Here is a 17,183-nt window from a genome sequence, read left to right as displayed (position 1 = left end):
CGCGCGTACAGAAGGGCAACGGCACACACGATGGCACCCACGACGAAGACGGCCGGTGACGGCAGCGGTCTGACGGAGATGGCCTGGGATCCGATCACCCGGATCGTGGGCAGCCTCGGGATCCACACGAAGATCGACTTCAAGCAGAAGCGGGTCGCCGAGTGCTACAGCACCTCGTCCGTCTTCCGCGGGTACAGCGTCTTCATGCGCGGTAAGGACCCCCGCGACGCCCACTTCATCACCAGCCGGATCTGCGGCATCTGCGGCGACAACCACGCCACGTGTTCGGTCTACGCCCAGAACATGGCCTACGGGGTCAAGCCTCCGCACCTGGGTGAGTGGGTCATCAACCTCGGCGAGGCCGCGGAGTTCATGTTCGACCACAACATCTTCCAGGAGAACCTGGTCGGGGTCGACTACTGCGAGAAGATGGTCCGCGAGACCAACCCCGGCGTGTGGGAACTCGCCCAGCGCACCGAGGCGCCGCACGCCGGCGACCACGGCTACCGCACCATCGCCGACATCATGACCGCCCTCAACCCCCTGGAGGGCGAGTTCTACCGCGAGGCGCTGCACGTCAGCCGCTACACCCGGGAGATGTTCTGCCTCATGGAGGGGCGCCATGTGCACCCCTCCACGCTCTATCCGGGCGGCGTGGGCACCGTCGCCAGCGTCCAGCTCTTCACCGACTACATGAGCCGGCTGATGCGCTACGTCGAGTTCATGAAGCGTGTCGTGCCGCTCCACGACGACCTCTTCGACTTCTTCTACGAGGCGCTGCCCGGCTACGAGGAGGTCGGCCGCCGCCGCGTCCTGCTGGGCTGCTGGGGTGCCTTCAACGACCCGGAGCACTGCGACTTCACCTACCGCAACATGACGGACTGGGGACGGAAGATGTTCGTCACCCCCGGCGTCATCGTCGACGGCAAACTGGTCACCAACGACCTCACCGAGATCAACCTCGGCATCCGCATCCTGCTGGGCAGCTCCTACTACCAGGACTGGGTGGGCCAGGAGCTGTTCGTCTCCCACGACCCGCTCGGCAACCCCGTCGACCCGCGCCACCCCTGGAACCAGCACACCATCCCCGCCCCGCAGAAGCGGGACTTCGACGACAAGTACAGCTGGGTGATGTCGCCGCGCTGGTTCGACGGCAAGGAGAACCTGGCGCTGGACACCGGCGGCGGGCCGCTCGCCCGCCTGTGGTCCACCGCGCTGTCCGGCCTCGTCGACACCCCCTACGTCAAGGCCACCGGCCACAGCGTGGTCATCGACCTGCCGCGCGGGGTGACCCGGCCCGAGGCCCGCTTCGAATGGAAGATCCCGAAGTGGAGCAACGCCCTGGAGCGCAACCGCGCCCGCACCTACTTCCAGGCGTACTCGGCCGCCATGGCCCTGCACTTCGCCGAACAGGGACTGGAGGAGGTCCGCGCCGGCAACACCCGGACCTGGGAGAAGTTCGAGGTCCCCGACGAGTCCATCAGCGTCGGGTTCACCGAGGCGGTCCGCGGCGTCCTCTCGCACCACATGGTCATCCGGGACGGCAAGATCGCCAACTACCACCCGTATCCGCCGACTCCCTGGAACGCCAGCACCCGTGACAGCTACGGCACCCCCGGCCCGTACGAGGACGCCGTCCAGAACACCCCGATCTTCGAGGAGAACACCCCGGAGAACTTCAAGGGCATCGACATCATGCGCGCGGTGCGCAGCTTCGACCCGTGTCTGCCCTGCGGCGTCCACATGTACGTCGGTGACGGCAGGTCGGTCCAGAAGATGCACGTGCCCACCGGCCTGAGCGGACTGGCCGGATGAGCGCCGCAACCGCGCGCGAAACGGCCGCCGCGCCGCACGCCGAGGAAGCCGGCCGCCGCGTCGAGGACGTCCTCGACCGGCTGGCCCGGCGCGACGACCCCGAGGTCAGCGCCGCCGCCGAGGAACTCGTCCGCGTCCTGATGGACTACTACGGCGCCGGACTGGCCCGCCTCGCACACCACCTGGAGCGCGGCGCGGACCACGGCGTCCTGCGGGCCGCGCTGCTGGGTGACGAGCTGGTGACCGGCCTGCTGGTCCTGCACGACCTGCATCCCGAGAGCACCGCGGCCCGCATCGACCGCGCCCTCGACAGCGTCCGCCGCCAACACCCGGCCGAAGTGGCCGGGTTCGACGCGGACACCGGAGTGCTGCGACTGCGGACGGCGGACTCCGGCGGCTGCGGCTGCCCGAGCACCTCCCAGGCCGCCCAGCAGGCCGTGGAGGCCGCCGTGTGCTGCTTCGCACCCGAGGTGACCGAGGTGGGGTGGGAGACGGCCACGACCGGGCCCGAGCCGGCACTGCTGCAGATCTCCCGCCGGCCACCGACCGCCGCCACCGCCTCGTGACCGCCCCACAGACGGCGCACACGCGCCTCGGACCGTCCGCCGCGCACCGCGGCCTGCGCCGTTTCCGCGCGCCGAAGCCGCCCACCCCCGAGCGCTGCGAACTGTGCGGCGTGGTGCTCGCCGAGCACAACCACCGCCACCTCGTCGACACCAGGAACCGTGCCCTGGCCTGCGCCTGCACCCCCTGCGCGCTGCTCTTCGACCGGCCCGGCGCCGGCACCGGGCAGTTCCGCACGGTCCCCGACCGCTACCTCGTCGACGCCGGCCACACCCTCGACGAGGCGGCCTGGGACCTGCTGCAGATCCCGGTCGGCGTCGCCTTCTTCCTGCGCAACTCGGCACTGGACCGGCTGGTCGCGCTCTACCCCAGCCCGGCCGGTGCCACCGAGAGCGAACTCGACCCGGCCACCTGGCAGACCGTGCTCGACGGCAGCCGGCTGCCGGCCCTGCTCCGGCCGGACGTCGAGGCGCTGCTGCTGCGCCGTGCCGAAGGCCGCATCGACTGCTACCTGGTGCCGGTGGACGCCTGCTACGAACTCGTCGGCCGGATGCGGCTGCTGTGGCACGGCTTCGACGGCGGCGCCGAGGCCCGCGCCGCACTCAACGACTTCTTCACCACGGTCGCCCGCCGGGCCCGCGCGCCGAAGGAGGACGACCTGCCGTGACCGAGGTGTCCTTCGACTGCACCGGCGTCCGCGCCGACCGCTACGCCGCCGCCCCCACCCTCCTCTTCCGGCTCCGCATCACCGCCCCCGACCCCGCGACCCGGGTGCACGCCATCGCCCTGCGCTGCCAGCTCCGCATCGAACCGGCCCGGCGCGGCTACCGCGACGACGAGGCCGAGGCACTCGCCGACCTCTTCGGCGAACGGTCCCGCTGGGGCGGCACCCTGCACCCCCTGCAGTTCGCCCAGGTCTCCCTCGTCGTCCCCGGCTTCACCGGCGAGACCGAGATCGACCTCCCCGTCCCCTGCAGCTACGACCTGGACGTCGCCGCCGGCCGCTACTTCCACGCCCTGCGCGACGGCGAGGTCCCGCTGCTGCTGCTCTTCTCCGGCACGGTCTTCGCCGGCGCCGGCGGCTTCCAGGTCCAGCCGGTGTCCTGGAACAAGGAAGCGTCCGTACGGATGCCGGTGGCGGTCTGGCAGGAGATGACCGAGACGCACTTCCCCGGCTGCGGCTGGCTGCGACTGCCCCGGGAAACCCTCGACGCGCTGCTCGCCTACCGCTCCCGGCGCGCCCTGCCCTCCTGGCAGGCCGCCGTCGAGGCACTGCTCGCCGAGGCCGGAGACCCCGAGCCGCCGCCCACCCCGCGCGCCCGCCTGCTGTCCGGCGCCGCCGCCCGCCCCGTCACCGAGAGGACCCTGCCGTGACGACCAGCGTCCTGCCCGACGAGACGGCGGACCGCTTCGCCGCCGCCCGCCACGTGGCGGACGCGGTGCTGTTTGAAGGCTATGTGCTCTACCCGTACCGGGCTTCCGCGGCCAAGAACCGGATGCGCTGGCAGTTCGGCGTGCTCGTACCGCCGCACTGGGGCGCCGGAAGCGCGGAGCACTCCCTCCAGCGCACCGAATGCCTCATGGAGCCCCGGCCCGGCGCCCGGCTCTCTGCCGAGGTGCGGTTCCTGCACGCCCAGCGCCGTACCGTCCAACGCCTGGGCGCGGACGGCACGTTCCACCCCGTCGACCGGCTCGAACTGCCCGACCGGGTGCTGGTCCCCTGGGACGAGGGCACCGAGGAGCGCGTCACGCTGGACGCCGAGGTCGCCGAGCTGACCACCGAGGGCCTGACCGTCCCCTTCACCCGGCCGGCGGGTGAGGAGACCGAGCCGGTGCTCGACGCGGACGGCCGGACCGTCGGCCGACTGGTGCGCACCCGCGCCCGGATCGACGGCCGGGTGCGCCTGACCGCGCGTCAGCTCGACGGCCCCTATGGGACGCTGCGGCTGACCGCGACCGTGGAGAACACCAGCGACTGGACGCCGGGCGACACCGGCGCCGACCGGAACGCGGCGCTGCCGCACTCCCTGGTCGGCGCGCACCTCTTCCTGGGCCTGAGCGCCGGCGCGTTCCTGTCCATGACCGACCCGCCCGAATGGGCCGGGGCCGCCGTCGCCTCCTGCCGTAACGAGCACACCTGGCCGGTGCTGGCCGGGGAGTCGGGCCGGGCCGACGTGGTGCTCTCCGCACCGATCATCCTGGAGGACCACCCGGCCATCGCCCCCGAAAGCCCCGGTGCGCTCTACGACGCGCTGGAGATCGACGAGATCCTCACGCTGCGCACCGCGGCCCTGACCGACGAGGAGAAGCGCGAGGCACGCGGCACCGACCCGCGGGCCGCCGAGGTCATCGACCTGGCGGACACCATGCCGCCGGAGGTGCTGGAACGCCTCCACGGTGCCGTACGGGCGCTGCGCGAGGTCACGGCCCCAGGCCCGGCCGCCCCGGACGAACTGACCGCCCCCGGCGTCCCCGGCGTCCGACCGGGCACCCCCTGGTGGGACCCGGAGAGCGACCGCAGCGTCGACCCCGCACGCGACCGGATCACCGTCGACGGGCGGTCGGTCGGCGCCGGCAGCCGGGTGCTGCTGAACCCGGGCCTGCGCCGCACCGACGCCCAGGACCTCTTCCTCCAGGGCCGTACGGCACAGGTCGAGGCGGTCCTGCACGACGTCGACGGCGGGGTGCACCTCGCGGTGACCGTCGAGGGCGACCCGGGCGCCGACATCCGGCGGGAGCAGGGCCGGTTCCTGTACTTCCAACCCGATGAGATCGCCCCCCTGGAGGACGCGTGAACGCCGCCGCACCCTTCGCCCCGCCGCCCGGCAGAACCCTGATCGCCGGGGTCGGCAACATCTTCCTCGGGGACGACGGATTCGGCGTCGAGGCCGTCCGCCGGCTCGGCGAACACCCCCTGCCCGAAGGCGTCGAGGTGATCGACGCCGGCGTACGGGGCATCCATCTCGCCTACCAGATGCTGGACGGCTACCACACCGTCCTGCTCGTGGACGCCACCGCGCGCGGCACCGAACCCGGCACCCTGCACCTGCTCGACGCCACCGACCCGGCCGCCACCCGCACCCGGGACACCGCGCTGGACGGGCACCACATGACCCCCGACGCGGTGCTCGCGCTGCTCGACACGCTCAGCGCGGGCACCGGCGGCCGCCGCCCGCGGCGCGTCATGGTCCTCGGCTGCGAACCCGCCGACCTCGCCGAGGGCATCGGGCTCAGCCAGCCGGTCGACGCCGCCGTCGACGAGGCCGTACGCATGATCCGGCGACTCGTCGGCGCCGATCCGGAACCACCGGCCGGCGCGGCGGACACCGGCCCGGCCGGCACCGAGGAACCCACCGAGGAACCCACCGAGGCACCCGCCGGGGAACCCGCGGCCGAAACCGCCGACGAGCCGGCCCCGGCCGTCGCCGGATCCCACCCCACCGAGAGGAACACCACGCCATGCTGAAGTTCGTGCTGAGCGGCGCGGCCGCCGCCGCGTTCGCCCTCCTCCTGAAGAACATGCTCCCCGACCTCAAGCGGTACCTGCGCATGCGGTCCATGTGACCCCACCGCGCTGCACCGAACGACGTACAGCGCCCCGCCGCCCCGGCGAGGCACCCCGGCCACCCCGCGGCGCCGCCGTCTAATGAAGCCGAGCGGCACCCGGTCGTCCCCGCACCAGAGAGGGACAAATGCACGAGATGTCCATCGCGCTCGCGGTCGTGGAGCAGGTCGAGGGCGCAGCGCGGCCCGCCGGGGCCACCGCGGTGCGCAGCGTCCGGCTCCAGGTCGGCGAACTGGCCGGAGTGGTCCCCGATGCGCTGGCCTTCTCCTTCGAACTCGCCTGTGCAGGAACGCAGTTGGAGGGCGCGGAACTCGTGCTGGACCCGGTGCCGGCCCGCGCCCGCTGCGGCCCGTGCGCCCACACCTGGTCCACGGGCATGCCGCCACGGCTGAGCTGCCCGGCCTGCGGCGGCGCGACGGCCGAGCTGCTGTCCGGCCGTGAACTGCAGATCTCCAGCGTGTGCTGGGACGACGCCCCGGCACACCGACCGATTCACCAGGAGCGCTGAACCATGTGCCGTGTCGTCGACCTGCAGCAGGCGGTCCTCGCCAAGAACGACGCCTGCGCCCACACCCTGCGTGAGGACCTCGCGACCCGGGGCACCGCGGTCGTCAATCTGCTCTCCAGCCCCGGCAGCGGCAAGACCGCCCTGCTGGAGCGCGAACTCACCCTCGCCCGCCGCCGCGACATCCCCGTCGCCGCCCTCACCGCCGACCTGGCCACCGAGAACGACGCGGTACGTCTCGCCCGCTCCGGCGTCCCCGTCAAGCAGATCCTCACCGACGGGCTGTGCCACCTGGAGGCCGAGATGCTTGGCGGGCACCTGCACGGCTGGCTGCCCGTCGACACCCGGCTGCTGTTCATCGAGAACGTCGGCAACCTCGTCTGCCCCGCCTCCTACGACCTGGGGGAGACGCTGCGGGTCGTGCTGGCGTCGGTGACCGAGGGCGAGGACAAGCCGCTGAAGTACCCCACCGCCTTCGGGCTCGCCCATCTGGTCGTGGTCACCAAGACCGACATCGCCGAAGCGGTCTCCTTCGACGAGACGGAGTTCCGCGCCAACGTCGAACGGATCAACCCCGGCGTCGAGGTCGTCCTCACCTCGGCGCGGCACGGCGAGGGCGACGGAGCGCTGCTGGACCGGGCGCTGGCGGCGCGCGACGGAGCGCCGGTGCACATCCCGGTCATGACCCGCAAGTCCCACCACGCCCACGACGCCGAGGAGATCCAGCCGCGCGACGTGAACCACACCCATGCCCCCCGGTTGGCGGGCGGCCACTCCCACCGGGCCGACCCGGGTTCCGTGGCGCCGAGCCGCTCATGACCACCGGGCAGGTCGACCGCACCCCCGCGACGGCCCCCGCGCTCACCGCGCGCCGCCGCATCACCGTGCGCGGTGTCGTCCAGGGCGTCGGCTTCCGCCCCTTCGTGCACACCCTCGCCACCGGGCTGGGCCTGGTCGGCCACGTCACCAACACCGGCGAGGGCGTGGTCGCCGAAGTCGAGGGCGGGCCCGAGGCGCTCGCCCGGTTCGGCGAACGGATCAGCGGCGAGGCGCCCCCGCTGGCCGTCGTGGAGGCCGTCGAGCGCGAGGACATCGCCGTCGTCGGTGAGCCCGGCTTCCGCATCCTTCCCTCCCATGGCCACGGCCCGTCCCGCACCCTGGTCTCGCCGGACGCCGCCACCTGCGACGCCTGCCTCGCCGAGCTGGCCGACCCGGCCGACCGCCGCCACCGCCACCCGTTCGTGTCGTGTACGCACTGCGGCCCGCGCTTCACCATCGTCAACGCGCTCCCGTACGACCGGGCCCTGACGACCATGGACCGCTTCCCGATGTGCCGGCGATGCGCACGGGAGTACGCCGACCCGGCCGACCGGCGGTTCCACGCCCAGCCCATCGCCTGCCACGACTGCGGCCCCCGGCTGCGCCTGCTGACCGCCGATCCCGGCGACCGCGGCCGGCCGCCCCGGCCCGCGCCCGGCCCCGACCCGGTCGCCGCCACCCGCCGGCTGCTCGCCGACGGCGCGATCGTCGCAGTCAAGGGCCTCGGCGGCTACCACCTCGTCTGCGACGCCTCCGACGACGCCGCCGTCACCCTGCTGCGCCGCCGCAAGGCCCGCGGCGACAAGCCGTTCGCCCTGATGGCCCGGCACCTCGCCGACGTCGAACACCTGGTGCGCGTACGGGCCGAGGAGCGTGCCCTGCTGACCGGGCCGCAGCGCCCGATCGTCCTGCTGCGCCGCATCCCGGGCCCCGCCCGGGCCCCGGGCGCCCCGGCGCTGTCCGAGGCGGTCGCGCCGGGCAGCCCCGACCTCGGCGTGATGCTCCCCTACACCCCGCTGCACCACCTGCTGCTCGGCCTGCCCGGGGATCCTGTCGGGCCCCGGCTGCTGGTGATGACCAGCGGCAACCTCGCCGGCGAACCGATCGTCACCGACGACGAGGAGGCCCTGCGGCGGCTGGCCCGGCTCGCCGACGCGTGGCTGACCCACGACCGGCCGATCCGTATCCCGTGCGACGACTCGGTGGTCCGGCTCAGCGACGGGGAGCCGCTGTTCGTCCGACGTTCCCGGGGCCATGCGCCGCTCCCCGTCCCGCTGCCGGTGCCGGTACGGCCCGCGCTCGCGACCGGTGGCGACCTGAAGAACGTGCTGTGCCTGGCCGAGGGGCGGCGCGCCTGGCTGTCCGCACACATCGGCGACATGGACGACTTCGCCACCCAGGTCGCCTTCGAGCGGGCGGAGGCCCACCTGGAGCAGGTGACCGGCGTACGCCCGCAACTCCTCGCCGCGGACCGGCATCCCGGCTACCGCTCCGGCCGGTGGGCCGAGCGCAACACCGACGGCCGCCCCCTGGTCCGCGTCCAGCACCACCACGCGCACATCGCCGCCGCCATGGCCGAACACGGCCTCGACGGCGGCCGGCCGGTCATCGGCGTCGCCTTCGACGGCACCGGATACGGCGACGACCACGCCGTCTGGGGCGGGGAGATCCTGCTCGCCGACTACGACCGCTACCACCGCTTCGGGCAGCTCGCCTACGTCCCGCTCCCCGGTGGCGACACCACCGTGCGGCGCCCCTACCGGATGGCGCTGGCCCACCTGCGCGCCGCCGGCCTCGACTGGTCCGACGACCTGCCGTGCGTCGCGGCGTGCCCGCCCGACGAACGGCGGCTGCTGGCCCGGCAACTGGAACGCGACCTCAACTGCGTGCCCACCTCCAGCATGGGCCGCCTCTTCGACGCGGTCTCCTCGCTCGCCGGGATCTGCCACCACGCCGGATTCGAGGCCCAGGCCGCCGTCGCGCTCGAAGCCGCGGCCCTGACCGTCGACGAGGACACCGGCAGCTACCCCTTCGACCTGCGGGTGTCGACGGCGGACCCGCGGCGACCGGCGGCCGCCGAAACGGTCGCCGACCCGGCGCCGCTGCTCGCCGCCGTCATCGCCGACCTGCGGCGCGGCACCGCCCCGGCGCTGATCGCGGCCCGCTTCCACGCCGCGGTCGCCGACCTCGTACGGCGCAGCTGCGCGCTGGCCCGGGAGCGCACCGCGCTGGACACCGTCGCACTGACCGGCGGGGTCTTCGCCAACACCCTGCTGGCCGAGGCCGCCGCCCGCCTGCTGCGGCAGGACGGCTTCACCGTCCTGCGCCACCGCCGCGTCCCGCCCAACGACGGGGGACTGGCACTCGGCCAGATCGTCGTGGCGGCGCGCACCACCCCCCTGTACGGCGGGGTGGGGCTGCCCTGACCGGCATCGGCACCGCGGCCGAGGCGGCCGCAACGCATCCATGACGAGGAGAGGCCCATGTGCCTGGCGGTACCCGGCAAGGTATTGGACATCGAGGAACGGGACGGCACCCGGATGGCCACCGTCGACTTCGGCGGCGTGGTCAAGGAGGTGTGCCTGGAGTACGTCCCCGACCTGAAGGTCGGCGAGTACGCCATCGTCCACGTCGGCTTCGCGCTGCAGCGCCTGGACGAGGAGTCGGCCCGGCAGACCCTCGCCCTCTTCGAGGAACTCGGGCTCCTCCAGGAGGAGTTCGGCGACCCCTGGGAAGCGGCCGCGGCCCAGGGCGGTCAGCAGGCGGTCCCCGGGGCGGACGGTGCCCCGGCGGCCGCGGTCGGCACCACGGCGCGGGAGGCGCGGCAGTGAAGTACATCGACGAGTTCCAGGACCCCGAGCTGGCCCGCCGGCTGCTGGACGACATCCACGCCATGGCGACCCGGCCCTGGGCGCTGATGGAGGTCTGCGGCGGTCAGACCCACACCATCATCCGGCACGGCATCGACCAACTCCTGCCGGAGAAGGTCGAGTTGATCCACGGACCGGGCTGTCCGGTCTGTGTGACGCCGCTGGAGGTCATCGACAAGGCGCTGGAGATCGCCGCCCGCCCGGATGTGATCTTCTGTTCCTTCGGCGACATGCTCCGCGTACCCGGCACCGACCGCGACCTGTTCCGGGTGCGCAGCGAGGGCGGCGACGTACGGGTCGTCTACTCCCCGCTCGACGCCCTGAAGACCGCCCAGCAGAACCCGGACCGCGAGGTGGTGTTCTTCGGCATCGGCTTCGAAACCACCGCGCCGCCCAATGCCATGACGGTGTATCAGGCCCGCAAGCTGGGCATTCGCAACTTCAGCCTGCTGGTCTCGCACGTCCGGGTGCCGCCCGCCATCGAGGCGATCATGACCTCGCCCAGCTGCCGGGTCCAGGCGTTCCTCGCCGCCGGCCACGTCTGCAGCGTGATGGGCACGGCCGAGTACCCGGCCCTCGCCGAACGCTTCCAGGTCCCGATCGTCGTCACCGGCTTCGAGCCCCTGGACATCCTGGAGGGCATCCGCCGCACCGTGGGCCAGCTGGAGCGCGGCGAACACACCGTGGACAACGCCTATCCGCGGGCCGTCCGCGCCGAGGGCAACCCCGCGGCGCAGGCCATGCTCGCCGACGTCTTCGAGGTCACCGACCGCTCCTGGCGCGGCATCGGCACCATCCCCGCCAGCGGCTGGCGGCTCTCCGAGCGCTACCGCGAATACGACGCCGAGCACCGGTTCTCCGTCGAGAACATCACCACCCGCGAACCGGCCGCCTGCCGCAGCGGCGAGGTCCTGCAGGGACTCCTCAAGCCGCACGAATGCGAGGCGTTCGGCACCACCTGCACCCCCCGCACCCCGCTCGGCGCCACCATGGTCTCCAGCGAGGGCGCCTGCGCCGCCTACTACCTCTACCGCCGACTCGGCACCACGCCCACCCCGCAGGAGGCGAGCCCCGTTGCCTGACACCCCGCACACCTCCCAGGCCCCCCGCCCGGCGTCGGCGGCCCACGCCCCCACGCCGGCCGAGCGCGGTCTGCCCACCGTCGACATCTCCGGCTGGACCTGCCCCACCCCGCTGCGCGACCAGCCCCGCGTGGTCATGGGGCACGGCGGGGGCGGCGCGCTCTCCGCCGAACTCGTCCAGCAGATCTTCGTCCCGGCCTTCGGCGGCGAGGTCCTCGCCCAGCTCGGCGACTCCGCCGCGGTCTCCCTCGGCGGTGCGCGGCTGGCCTTCTCCACGGACTCCTTCGTGGTCCGGCCGCTCTTCTTCCCCGGCGGCAGCATCGGCGACCTCGCCGTCAACGGCACCGTCAACGACCTCGCCATGAGCGGGGCCCGCGCCGCCTACCTCTCCTGCGGCTTCATCCTGGAGGAGGGCGTCGAGATGCCGGTGGTCGCCGGCGTCGCGGACGCCATGGGCGCGGCCGCGCGGACCGCCGGCGTCGAGGTGGCCACCGGCGACACCAAGGTCGTCGAGGCCGGCCACGGCGACGGCGTCTACATCAACACCGCGGGCATCGGCCTCATCCCGCCCGGCGTCGACCTCCGCCCGCAGCGCGTCGTCCCCGGCGACGTGGTGATCATCAGCGGGGACATCGGCGTCCACGGCGTGGCGATCATGTCCGTACGCGAGGGGCTGGAGTTCGGCGTCGAGATCGAGAGTGACTGCGCGGCCCTCGGCGGTCTCGTGGAGACCATGCTCGCCGTCACCCCCGACCTGCACGTCCTGCGCGACCCCACCCGCGGCGGGCTGGCCGCGGCCCTGTGTGAGATCGCCACCGCCTCCTGCACCGGCGTGGTCATCCAGGAGCGTGCCATCCCCGTGCCGCCGGCCGTCGCCAACGCCTGCGCCATCCTCGGGCTGGACCCGATGTACGTCGCCAACGAGGGCAAGCTGGTCGCCTTCGTCCCCAGGGAGCACGCCGACGCGGTCCTCGCCGCGATGCGCAGCCACCCGCTCGGCGCCGGCGCCGCCGTCATCGGCGAGGCCGTCGAGACCCATCCCGGAATGGTCGTCGCCCGCACCCCGCTCGGCGGCACCCGGGTGGTGGATCTGCCGCTCGGCGAGCAGCTGCCGCGGATCTGCTGAGGAGACGTCACACCCCGCCCGGCCCCGGCCGGACGGGGTGTGACAACCGCTGCTGAGCAGCGGCGTTCGGTACGACGAAGCGCGCGGCGGACATCGGTCCGCCGCGCGCTTCATGTCTCCCGGTCAGCCGGCAGTGGTGCTCAGAGCTTCCTCAGCAGCCGCGACCCGAACCAGTCGTCGGAGTCCCGCACGCCCGGCAGGACGAAGAAGTAGCCGCCGCCGATGGGGGTGATGAAGTGCGCCAGCGGCTCGTGTTCGAGGCGCCGCTGCACGGTCGCGAACTGCCGTTCCGGGTCCTGCTGGTAGCCGCAGAAGACCAGTCCGAGATTCATCCGGCCCTGCTTGTCGAAACCGTCGTTGTAGTTGTAACTCCGGCGCAGGAAACGGGAGTCGTCGGTCCTGTCGGTTCGCGGGTTGGCGAGCCGGATGTGGGAGTTGAGGGCGATGCGCCGGCCGTGCGGGTCGTCGCGGTAGTGCGGCGCGTCCGTCTCCCTGCGGCCGTCCAGCGGCGCGCCGCTCGCCTTGTGCCGGCCGAAGATCCGCTCCTGGCGCCCCAGCGGTACCCTGTCCCACTTCTCGACGTGGAACCGGATCAGCCGCAGCACCTGGTAGCAGCCGCCCAGTGCCCAGTCCGGCTCACCGCACGACGGGGTCACCCACATCAGCCGGTTCATCTCCCGGGACGATGCGGTGTCCGGGTTGACGATGCCGTCCTTGAAGCCCAGGAAGTTGCGCCGGGCCCCCGAGGGCCGGGACGGGTTGAGGAAGGCGTCCGCCCGCCAGCGCGGCCGCAGCAGGCCCTCCGTCTCCCGCGCCAGGTCCCGCAGCACGTGCACGATGGCGTCCGGGTGCTCCGCACAGATCTGCAGCGAGAGGTCACCGTGGCAGCGTGACGGCTCCAGCCGGTCGTCGGGGAAGGCCGGCATCGCCTTGAGGTGCCGGGGCTTGTGCCCGGACAGGCCGAACCGGTCGTCGAACAGCGAAGCCCCCACGCCGACCGTGATGCTGAGCGAGTCGGGGGTCGGCCGCTCCGCGGCGACCTGCTCGTCCCGGGGTTTCACCCCGGCCGTCAGCACCCGCGTCCGGTGGGTGATCTTCCGGAAGAGCTCCACCAGGCCGTCGCGGTCCTCGGCCAGCACGTCGAAGCCGGCGAAACCGGCGAAGAGCTGCTGAGGGGTCACGACACCGGCCTGGTGGTGGCCGTGGAAGGGCACCCTGTCGGGCAGCGGCCGTTCGCCGTCGCGCCGCTGGAGGTGCGGCCGCTCCGCCGCCGCTGCCTCCCCGCTCAGCCCCGTCGTGGCCGCCACCCCGGCGACCCCCGCCGCACACCTGAGGAAGTCCCGGCGCCCGTCGTCCTGCACCAGGGCATGCCCGCCGTCGGCCTGATCACGTCTCATCGTCCCGCCCATCCTGACTGCGTCCTCCGGCACCCGCGTGCCTGCCCGTACCTGTCCGGGATGCTCGCCGCCCGGGGCGCGGCCGGCGGGGAGCAACACGGTCCCGGCGCCGGATATCACGCGAGCGACGCCGACCGGCCGCCCGAATGGCGCAGCAGGACCGCCCTCCGCGCGACAGCGCCCCGGCACGCTCCTAGCGTCGCCCCTGTGACCTGCACGAACACGACCCCGACCCGGGTCGGTGCACCGCCGGGGCGGCGCGTCACGTGCCCCGCACCGCCACCGAGCCCACGGACCCCGCAGCCATGAACGCATTCACCGACGAGAGCGGCGCCACCGGGCAGAGCGCCCGGGCCGAGGAGACCGCACCGAGCGAGGAGACCGCGAACCGCGCGGACCTCCCGGCCGAAGCGGCCGCCCGCGCCGAGGCGGGTCCGCCCACCGCCGACCTGTCCGGCTTCTCCCTACGGATCGAGAGGGGCCACGCCGAACCCGAGGAACTCGCCGCGCTGACCGTCGTCCTGTGTGCCCAGCTGGCGAGCGCGCGCGCCCACGCCGACGGCGGACACGACGCCGAGCGGCCGGCCGCGCGGCATGCCGCGCCGGGGCACCGCGCCGGCCGGTCGGCGTGCTGGTCGGGGTGCTGGATCTGTAGTTGATGCGGACGGCTCACGCCGGTTCACGCACGCCGGACGTCCCTGCCCGGCGGACGGTCAGCCGAACAGCACCAGCAGGACCGCCACCACGGTGACCACGACGGCACCGATGACGAAACCGAGGATCACTTTCCGCTGCCAGGGCGCGAGATACCCGGCGCGCAGCGCGCTCCCCATCCGGCCGTACTGGTCGATGCGCCCCATGGGCGTCAGTGGCTCCGTCGACCCCTGCGGCATGCCCTGGGTCCAGTCGGGCCCGGGCTGCGGGTAGCGGCGGCGCCATCCCTCGTCCTGTCGCCACGGCAGTGTCATGGCCTGCTCCTTGCCTCGATCCGCCCCTGGGGGCGGCGCCGGCATCCCCGTCGGAACGATGCGGCTTCCTGGACGTCCCCTACCCGCACCCGCCGAAGCATGCCGGGGGAGGGAAGGGAAACCCGGCCGATTTCGGGTGACGTGGCGTCAGGCGGGCCGGCCGGCGGGCGGGATGCAACGGGCGGCGAGGGCGGCCGCGAGGAGGAAGCCCGTACCGCCGATGACCACCGCGGAGTGCAGTCCCGGGACCGGCCCGCCGGCGACCAGGCTGCCGAAGAGCGCGACACCGAGGGCGCTGCCGATCTGCCGGGCGGCGTTGAACACCGCGGCCGCGGCACCGCTGCGCGCGCCGGGCGCGGCCTCCATCACCGCCGCGGTGCAGGCCGGCATGGCCAGCGCCGTACCGAAGCCCGCGGCCGCCATCGGCGCCACCAGCGCGGCATACGGTGTGCCCGGACCGGCCACCAGCCAGCCGAACAGCCCGGCCGCGCCCACGACCAGGCCGACCACCAACGGCAGCTGCGGCCCCGTACGGGCCGTGAGCCGGCCGGCCAGCGCGGAGCCGACGGCCACCACGCCGACGGCCGGCAGCAGCGCGAACCCGGTGCGCACCGCGCTGTAGTGGTGGAGCCGCTGGAAGTACAGCGGGGCGAGGAACAGCAGCCCGTAGAAGCCGGCGTTGAGCAGGACGCCGATGGCCGCGGACGCCGAGAAGGCCGGTGCGCGGAACAGGCCGGGCGGCAGCATCGGCGCCGGCGAGCGCCGCTCCAGCAGCACGAACGCGACGAGGCCGGCGGCACAGAGCGCGAAGGCCCCGAGGACCGCCGGATGCGTCCAGCCCAGCGCCCCGGCCTCGATGCAGCCGCCGGCCAGGCCGGCCAGCGAGCCCGCCGCCGCGAGCTGCGCCGGAAGGTCCAGGCCGGGGCGGGCGCGGTCGGCGGCCGGGCGGGGCACATGCCGCACGGCCAGCAGCAGCGCGGCCAGACCGACCGGCAGGTTCAGGAAGAACACCGACCGCCAGCCCGGCCCGGCCACCAGGAGGCCGCCGAGCACCGGCCCGGCGCCCGCGGCGAGACCGGCGACCGTGCCCCAGACGCCGAACGCCCTGGCGCGGGCCGTCCGGTCCGGGTACGCCGACCGCAGCAGCGCCAGCGAGGACGGCACCATCAGCGCCGCCCCGAGCCCCTGCACCAGCCGCGCCAGGACCAGCACGGCCACGGCCGGGGCCAGGGCGCAGCCCGCGGAGGCGAGCGTGAAGACGCCCAGGCCGCCCAGGAACACCGTCCTGCCGCCCAGCCGGTCGCCGAGCCCGCCGCAGAAGAGCAGCAGCCCCGCGAAGACCAGGGTGTAGCCGTCCACCACCCACTGAAGTCCGGTCACCCCGGCGTGCAGCCCGGTCCCGATGGCCGGGAGGGCCACCGTGACGACGGTGACGTCCAGGATGACCATGAAGTAGCCCAGACACACCGCGAGCAGCGGCAGCGGTGCGTGCCGGTCCGTGGTCCCGGGCGGCGAGGTCGGTGCGTGGCGGACTGGCAGACGGCTCATGCGGCCAGTGTCCGGCCGCATCGATTCGGCACATGCCGAAACGTCCTGGTCGGGCGGCGGTCCCGTCGAAGCAAGGACGATTCGCTGTCCGCCGAAGCATGCCCGGCGTACCGTGACCTCATGGAAGCCCGGACCGAAACGGACGTCGCCCATGTCGCGGCGGCGATCGGGGACCCCTCGCGCGCCAAGGTGCTGCTGGCCCTCGCCGGGGGCGGTGCGCTGCCGGCCAGCGCCCTCGCCGCCGAGGCCGGCGTCAGCAACTCCACGATCAGCGGCCACCTCGCCAAGCTCCTCGACGCCCGGCTGCTCACCGTCGAGCACGACGGCAGACACCGCTACTACCGGCTGGCGACCACGGACGTCGCCCGCGCCCTGGAGCAGCTCGCCCTGATCGCCCGCCCGCTGCCGGTGCGCTCCCTGAACGCGGACACCCGCGCCAAGGCGCTGCTGCGGGCCCGCCTGTGCTACGACCACCTGGCCGGCCGGCTCGGCGTCGCCGTGATGGACGCCCTCCGGGACAACGACATCCTGGCCGCCGAGCACACCGGTGCCGGCGCCACCGCGGTGGCCTACGCCGTCACCCCGCACGGCCACCAGGAGCTGAGCGCCTTCGGCGTCGACCCGGACCGGCTGCCCCGCCGCCGCACCGGCGTCCGCTACTGCGTCGACTGGGCCGAACAGCGCCACCACCTGGCGGGCGCGCTCGGTGCCGCGCTCACCGCCCGGATGTTCGCCCTGGAATGGCTCCGGCACGGCCGGTACCGCCGCGTGGTACACCTCACCGACGCGGGCCGGGAGGGCCTCGCGACGACCTTCGGGGTGGACGTCGACCAGCTCTTCTGAGGGCGTTCGTGGACGTCGGATTCGCGTTCGGTGATCGTCGAGTAGGGTCCGGCGAGCCGGAACAGTGAATCCAAGGAGAAC

Annotated in this window: 18 protein-coding genes; 15 read left to right on the top strand and 3 right to left on the bottom strand. The window is 73.7% G+C overall.

Going from position 1 to position 17,183, the window contains the following annotated elements:
- Positions 1-30 precede the first annotated feature (30 nt).
- The 13 genes from SL103_RS20480 (at position 31) to hypE (ending at position 12,346) form a co-directional block, all read left to right on the top strand.
- Positions 31-1,815: a nickel-dependent hydrogenase large subunit gene (locus SL103_RS20480; RefSeq protein ID WP_069570424.1), complete on the top strand. Its 1,785-nt coding sequence runs from the start codon at positions 31-33 to the stop codon at positions 1,813-1,815.
- Complete coding sequence (locus SL103_RS20475) at positions 1,812-2,381, top strand: hypothetical protein (RefSeq protein ID WP_069570423.1); 570 nt, start codon at positions 1,812-1,814, stop codon at positions 2,379-2,381. Before SL103_RS20480 ends, SL103_RS20475 begins: the two co-directional genes overlap by 4 nt.
- A complete protein-coding gene (locus SL103_RS20470) occupies positions 2,378-3,046 on the top strand; it encodes a DUF5947 family protein (protein WP_069570422.1) in 669 nt (222 codons plus the stop codon). The genes SL103_RS20475 and SL103_RS20470 overlap by 4 nt, the downstream gene beginning before the upstream one ends.
- The gene (locus tag SL103_RS20465) at positions 3,043-3,753 is read left to right on the top strand and encodes a DUF6084 family protein (RefSeq protein WP_069570421.1); all 711 of its coding nucleotides are present in this window, start codon (positions 3,043-3,045) and stop codon (positions 3,751-3,753) included. Before SL103_RS20470 ends, SL103_RS20465 begins: the two co-directional genes overlap by 4 nt.
- The gene (locus SL103_RS20460) at positions 3,750-5,174 is read left to right on the top strand and encodes a hypothetical protein (RefSeq protein ID WP_069570420.1); all 1,425 of its coding nucleotides are present in this window, start codon (positions 3,750-3,752) and stop codon (positions 5,172-5,174) included. Before SL103_RS20465 ends, SL103_RS20460 begins: the two co-directional genes overlap by 4 nt.
- Entirely contained in the window at positions 5,171-5,845 is a 675-nt protein-coding gene (locus tag SL103_RS20455; RefSeq protein WP_079145879.1) for a hydrogenase maturation protease, read from the top strand. Before SL103_RS20460 ends, SL103_RS20455 begins: the two co-directional genes overlap by 4 nt.
- Entirely contained in the window at positions 5,839-5,943 is a 105-nt protein-coding gene (locus SL103_RS39625; RefSeq protein WP_397738631.1) for a DUF6893 family small protein, read from the top strand. Before SL103_RS20455 ends, SL103_RS39625 begins: the two co-directional genes overlap by 7 nt.
- Positions 5,944-6,071: 128 nt before the next feature.
- Entirely contained in the window at positions 6,072-6,452 is a 381-nt protein-coding gene (hypA, locus tag SL103_RS20450) for a hydrogenase maturation nickel metallochaperone HypA (RefSeq protein ID WP_069570419.1), read from the top strand.
- 3 nt (positions 6,453-6,455) lie between these two features.
- Positions 6,456-7,268 carry a hydrogenase nickel incorporation protein HypB gene (gene hypB, locus SL103_RS20445; RefSeq protein WP_069570418.1) on the top strand — a complete coding sequence of 271 codons (813 nt, stop codon included), beginning with the start codon at positions 6,456-6,458 and terminating at the stop codon, positions 7,266-7,268.
- Complete coding sequence (gene hypF / locus SL103_RS20440) at positions 7,265-9,694, top strand: carbamoyltransferase HypF (protein ID WP_069570417.1); 2,430 nt, start codon at positions 7,265-7,267, stop codon at positions 9,692-9,694. The genes hypB and hypF overlap by 4 nt, the downstream gene beginning before the upstream one ends.
- Before the next feature lie 57 nt (positions 9,695-9,751).
- Complete coding sequence (locus SL103_RS20435; RefSeq protein WP_033267457.1) at positions 9,752-10,099, top strand: HypC/HybG/HupF family hydrogenase formation chaperone; 348 nt, start codon at positions 9,752-9,754, stop codon at positions 10,097-10,099.
- Positions 10,096-11,220 carry a hydrogenase formation protein HypD gene (gene hypD / locus SL103_RS20430; protein WP_069570416.1) on the top strand — a complete coding sequence of 375 codons (1,125 nt, stop codon included), beginning with the start codon at positions 10,096-10,098 and terminating at the stop codon, positions 11,218-11,220. The genes SL103_RS20435 and hypD overlap by 4 nt, the downstream gene beginning before the upstream one ends.
- Positions 11,221-11,290: 70 nt before the next feature.
- Positions 11,291-12,346, top strand: a complete 1,056-nt coding sequence (gene hypE, locus SL103_RS20425; protein WP_069573957.1) for a hydrogenase expression/formation protein HypE — start codon at positions 11,291-11,293, stop codon at positions 12,344-12,346.
- A gap of 140 nt (positions 12,347-12,486) precedes the next feature.
- Here hypE and efeB read toward each other — a convergent pair whose 3' ends face one another.
- Complete coding sequence (efeB, locus tag SL103_RS20420) at positions 12,487-13,743, bottom strand: iron uptake transporter deferrochelatase/peroxidase subunit (protein WP_069573955.1); 1,257 nt, start codon at positions 13,741-13,743, stop codon at positions 12,487-12,489.
- Between the two features lie 305 nt (positions 13,744-14,048).
- Here efeB and SL103_RS36335 point away from each other — a divergent pair, with 305 nt between their 5' ends.
- The gene (locus tag SL103_RS36335; protein ID WP_079145878.1) at positions 14,049-14,402 is read left to right on the top strand and encodes an acyl-CoA carboxylase subunit epsilon; all 354 of its coding nucleotides are present in this window, start codon (positions 14,049-14,051) and stop codon (positions 14,400-14,402) included.
- Positions 14,403-14,456: 54 nt separating this feature from the next.
- On the opposite strand, the gene SL103_RS20410 is transcribed toward SL103_RS36335, so the two are convergent.
- A complete protein-coding gene (locus SL103_RS20410) occupies positions 14,457-14,711 on the bottom strand; it encodes a hypothetical protein (protein WP_069570415.1) in 255 nt (84 codons plus the stop codon).
- 147 nt (positions 14,712-14,858) lie between these two features.
- Positions 14,859-16,259, bottom strand: coding sequence for an MFS transporter (locus SL103_RS20405; RefSeq protein ID WP_079145877.1), 1,401 nt, complete (start codon positions 16,257-16,259; stop codon positions 14,859-14,861).
- 120 nt (positions 16,260-16,379) lie between these two features.
- Here SL103_RS20405 and SL103_RS20400 point away from each other — a divergent pair, with 120 nt between their 5' ends.
- Positions 16,380-17,102: an ArsR/SmtB family transcription factor gene (locus tag SL103_RS20400; RefSeq protein ID WP_069570414.1), complete on the top strand. Its 723-nt coding sequence runs from the start codon at positions 16,380-16,382 to the stop codon at positions 17,100-17,102.
- Positions 17,103-17,183: the final 81 nt, after the last annotated feature.

Source organism: Streptomyces lydicus (assembly GCF_001729485.1).
GTDB classification, from domain to species: Bacteria; Actinomycetota; Actinomycetes; order Streptomycetales; family Streptomycetaceae; genus Streptomyces; species Streptomyces lydicus_D.
This window is presented reverse-complemented; position numbering and strand designations above follow the sequence as displayed.

Excerpts from the sequence above, each read along its gene's own strand:
- SL103_RS20480 (WP_069570424.1), top strand. The coding sequence starts at position 31 with ATGGCACCCACGACGAAGACGGCCGGTGACGGCAGCGGTCTGACGGAG.
- SL103_RS20475 (WP_069570423.1), top strand. The coding sequence starts at position 1,812 with ATGAGCGCCGCAACCGCGCGCGAAACGGCCGCCGCGCCGCACGCCGAG.
- SL103_RS39625 (WP_397738631.1), top strand. The coding sequence starts at position 5,839 with ATGCTGAAGTTCGTGCTGAGCGGCGCGGCCGCCGCCGCGTTCGCCCTC.
- hypA (WP_069570419.1), top strand. The coding sequence starts at position 6,072 with ATGCACGAGATGTCCATCGCGCTCGCGGTCGTGGAGCAGGTCGAGGGC.
- hypB (WP_069570418.1), top strand. The coding sequence starts at position 6,456 with ATGTGCCGTGTCGTCGACCTGCAGCAGGCGGTCCTCGCCAAGAACGAC.
- hypF (WP_069570417.1), top strand. The coding sequence starts at position 7,265 with ATGACCACCGGGCAGGTCGACCGCACCCCCGCGACGGCCCCCGCGCTC.
- SL103_RS20435 (WP_033267457.1), top strand. The coding sequence starts at position 9,752 with ATGTGCCTGGCGGTACCCGGCAAGGTATTGGACATCGAGGAACGGGAC.
- efeB (WP_069573955.1), bottom strand. The coding sequence starts at position 13,743 with ATGAGACGTGATCAGGCCGACGGCGGGCATGCCCTGGTGCAGGACGAC.
- SL103_RS36335 (WP_079145878.1), top strand. The coding sequence starts at position 14,049 with ATGAACGCATTCACCGACGAGAGCGGCGCCACCGGGCAGAGCGCCCGG.
- SL103_RS20410 (WP_069570415.1), bottom strand. The coding sequence starts at position 14,711 with ATGACACTGCCGTGGCGACAGGACGAGGGATGGCGCCGCCGCTACCCG.
- SL103_RS20405 (WP_079145877.1), bottom strand. The coding sequence starts at position 16,259 with ATGAGCCGTCTGCCAGTCCGCCACGCACCGACCTCGCCGCCCGGGACC.
- SL103_RS20400 (WP_069570414.1), top strand. The coding sequence starts at position 16,380 with ATGGAAGCCCGGACCGAAACGGACGTCGCCCATGTCGCGGCGGCGATC.